The sequence below is a fragment of the Selenomonas sp. genome (assembly GCF_052169755.1).
GTDB lineage: Bacteria > Bacillota > Negativicutes > Selenomonadales > Selenomonadaceae > Selenomonas.
In genome coordinates, this window is record NZ_JBQNBV010000184.1 from 1 (window position 1) to 3,298 (window position 3,298).

Consider the following 3,298-nt stretch of genomic DNA (forward strand, 5'->3'; position numbering starts at 1 on the left):
ACATGTTTGGCGTCGTTGACGACTTGGACGACGTTGCACGGACCGAGGACGACGTCGCCGCCCGAGAAGACGCCGGGGCGGGTGGTGGCGCCGGTCTCATCGACCTCGACCAAGCCCTTTTCGTTCGTCTCTATGCCCGTGGTCGTGCGCACGATCTTGTCTTTCGGATCTTGGCTGACGGCGATGACGGTGCTGTCGGCAGGACATAGGACAGGATCTCCTTCGCCCGTCAGTTTGCCTTCTTCGTCGAAGTGGCGGTCGCGCATCAAAGGTCCTTCCTTCGTGATGGAATCGACGCCTTTGCAGAACTCGAATTCCACGCCGTCCGCCTGCGCGTACTCGAATTCGCGCACGCTGGCGGCGACATTGTTGCCGCGCGAATAGACCGTGACGTAGCGGCAGCCCTTGCGGATCGCGGTGCGCGCGACATCCATAGCGGAGTTGCCCGAGCCGATGACGGCGACGCGGTCGCCGAGATCGAAGGAATCAGGATTTTGCAGATAGTCGACGGCGAAGTGGCAGTTGCCGAGGCTTTCGCCCTTGACGCCGAGGCTGCGCGGACGCCAGACGCCGGAACCGATGAAGATGGCGTCGTGCCCGTCGGCAAAGAGCGTGTCGAGTGTCAGAAGGCCGCCGATCGTGCGGTTGGGACGGATGCAGATGCCGAATTCGCGCAGCTTTTTCTCATAGCGGTCGAGGATGCTCAGCGGCAGACGGAAGTCGGGGATGCCGTAGCGCATCATGCCGCCGATCTTGTCCATGCGCTCGAAAATCGTCACGTCGTAGCCCTTCTGCGCGAGTTTGATGGCGACGGTGATGCCGGCAGGGCCCGAGCCGATGACGGCGACGGTCTGCCCCGTCGAAGGCGCACGCTCCAAGGCGACGCGGTCGAAGTAGGTATTCGAGATGTAGTGCTCGATGCTGGAGATCTGGATGGCGGATCCTTTGCGCAGTTGGATGCAGTTGCCCTCGCACTGTTTCTCATGGTCACAGACGAGCGAGCAGATGATGCTCAGGGGATTGTTCTCGAAGAGCATGGCGCCCGCCTCGTTGATGCTGCCTTCGAGAAAGAGGCGGATCATCTCGGGGACGTTCGTCTGCACAGGACAGCCCTTGATGCGGCACAGGGGCTTTTTGCACTGGAGGCAGCGCCGTGCCTCGTCAATGACATGGATTGCCATGAAGATCACCTATCCTTTGCTGAAAATGCGCTTTGCGCTTATTTTACAGCAACGACGGGATCTTTTCTGTTGCTTTTATCACATTTTCTCAAGAATGATGACAATTCATTCATTGGCGGCGTGGGCAGCGGAGGATTGTCTTGCATTCGCCGTCTCGTTGGAGAGACCGAGCCGCTGCAGAAGCGCCATATCCTCGGCAATGGTCGTGCCCGAGGTCGTGAGCATGTTGCCCGTGATGGAAGCCGACGCGCCGTAGAGGAAGGCGGGCGTGCCGTTGTCCTCGATGAGCTTGCGTCCCGCGCCGAGGCGGATGTTTGCCGTCGGGTTGATGAAGCGGAAGAAGGCGATGGTGCGCAGGATCTCGTCGCTCGTCAAGGGCGTTCTGCCTTCAAGCGGCGTGCCGGGAATCGCCATGAGGGAGTTGATGGGGATGGATTCGATGCCGAGTTCGGCAAGGCTCACCGCCATGTCGAGGCGGTCTTCCCACGTCTCGCCCATGCCGATGATGCCGCCCGAACAGACGCTGAGACCTTCGCCCTGTGCGAGGCGGATCGTGCGGATGCGGTCGTCGTAGGTGTGCGAGGTGCAGATCTCGGGAAAGAAGCGGCGCGACGTCTCGATGTTGTGATGGTAGCTCGTGACGCCCGCGGCGCGAAGCGCACGGAACTGTTCGCGCGTCAAAATGCCGTGCGAGGCGCAGAGGTCAATATGGAGCTTCTTGCGCATGGCGCGGTAGCAGTCGAGTGCGGCGTCGAACTCCCTGCCCGCGAGCGCTCTGCCCGAGGTCACGATGGAGAAGCGATTGACGCCCGCATCCTCGTTGGCGCGTGCGTTGGCGATGATCTCTTCCTGTGCGAGAAATGCGTATTCCTCGATGCCCGTCCTGTGGTGCGCGGACTGGGCGCAGTACTTGCAGTCCTCGCTGCAGTGACCGCTGCGCGCGTTGATGATCGTGCAGAGGTCGATGTGTTTGCCGCAGAACTGCCGCTGCAGATCGTGTGCGCCCTGCTGCAGCGCTTCAAGCGGCGCATCGAGGAAGATGGAGAGGTCGTCTTCGCGCTTGATGCGGCGGCCGCAGAGAATCTCTTTTGTGAGTTTTTTGACGGCGTTTTCCTTTGTCATGGCATTTGCCTCATTTCTTTCAAAAGTTTGCATTCCTTCCTATTATATTTCAGACGGCACCTATAGTCAACTGATGCTATGATGAAGGTTTACGGTAGGGGCCGCTATTGCGTCCGCGCTTGCTGCAAGGTATAATGAGAAGAATACACGAGAGAGGAGTCTTTCTTTGCAACAGGTTTTGGAGGAGAAGATCGCCTTTGCCGATCAGCGCGAGGCGACGGCGCTTCTCGGCGAGCGCGACGAGTATCTGCAGGTGCTCATGGACAATTTCGACTGCCGCTTCATAAGCCGCGGCGATACGCTTGCGATCGACGGTGAAGCGCAGATCGTGCGGGCAGCGGCGCAGGTCGTGCGCGAACTGCAGTACCTGCACCGGCAGGGCACGACGCTCACGATGCACGAGGTGCGCTATAGCGTGGGACTTGTCAAGCGCGGCAAGGGTGAGGCGCTGCACAGCCTTTTCAGCGACACGATCCTCGTGACGAGCCGCGGTCGTCATGTGCGCCCGAAAACGCTCGGCCAGCGCATCTACCTCGACGCCATCCGCAAAAATTCCATCACGTTCGGCATCGGACCTGCAGGCACGGGAAAGACATATCTCGCCGTCGTCATGGCGGTGGCGGCGCTTCGTGCGAGGATGGTGGAAAAGATCGTGCTCACGCGCCCCGCTGTCGAGGCGGGCGAGCGGCTGGGCTTTCTGCCCGGCGATCTGCAGGAGAAGGTCGATCCGTACCTGCGCCCGCTCTACGATGCGCTGCACGACATCCTCGGCTTTGACACTTACCAGAAGCTCCTCGCCAAAGGCGTCATTGAGATTGCGCCGCTCGCCTATATGCGCGGACGCACGCTGGAGGATGCCTTCGTGATTCTCGATGAGGCGCAGAATACGACGCCGAGCCAGATGAAGATGTTCCTGACGCGTCTGGGCTTCGGCTCGCGCATGGTCGTGACGGGAGATTTAAGCCAAGTCGACCTGCCGCGCGGCGTGTTCTCGG

General features: G+C 60.5%; 3 protein-coding genes. 1 reads left to right on the forward strand and 2 read right to left on the reverse strand.

The features are described 5' to 3' along the window. Window positions 1–1,181: NAD(P)-dependent oxidoreductase (locus ACTTKG_RS09995; protein ID WP_442674052.1), on the reverse strand; the 1,181-nt coding region annotated here is incomplete at its 3' end. Between the two features lie 105 nt (window positions 1,182–1,286). Continuing rightward, window positions 1,287–2,303, reverse strand: coding sequence for a biotin synthase BioB (bioB, locus tag ACTTKG_RS10000; protein WP_442674053.1), 1,017 nt, complete (start codon window positions 2,301–2,303; stop codon window positions 1,287–1,289). A 166-nt stretch (window positions 2,304–2,469) separates the two neighbouring features. On the opposite strand from bioB, the gene ACTTKG_RS10005 reads away from it, so the two are divergent. Beyond that, window positions 2,470–3,298: PhoH family protein (locus ACTTKG_RS10005; protein ID WP_442674054.1), on the forward strand; the 829-nt coding region annotated here is incomplete at its 3' end.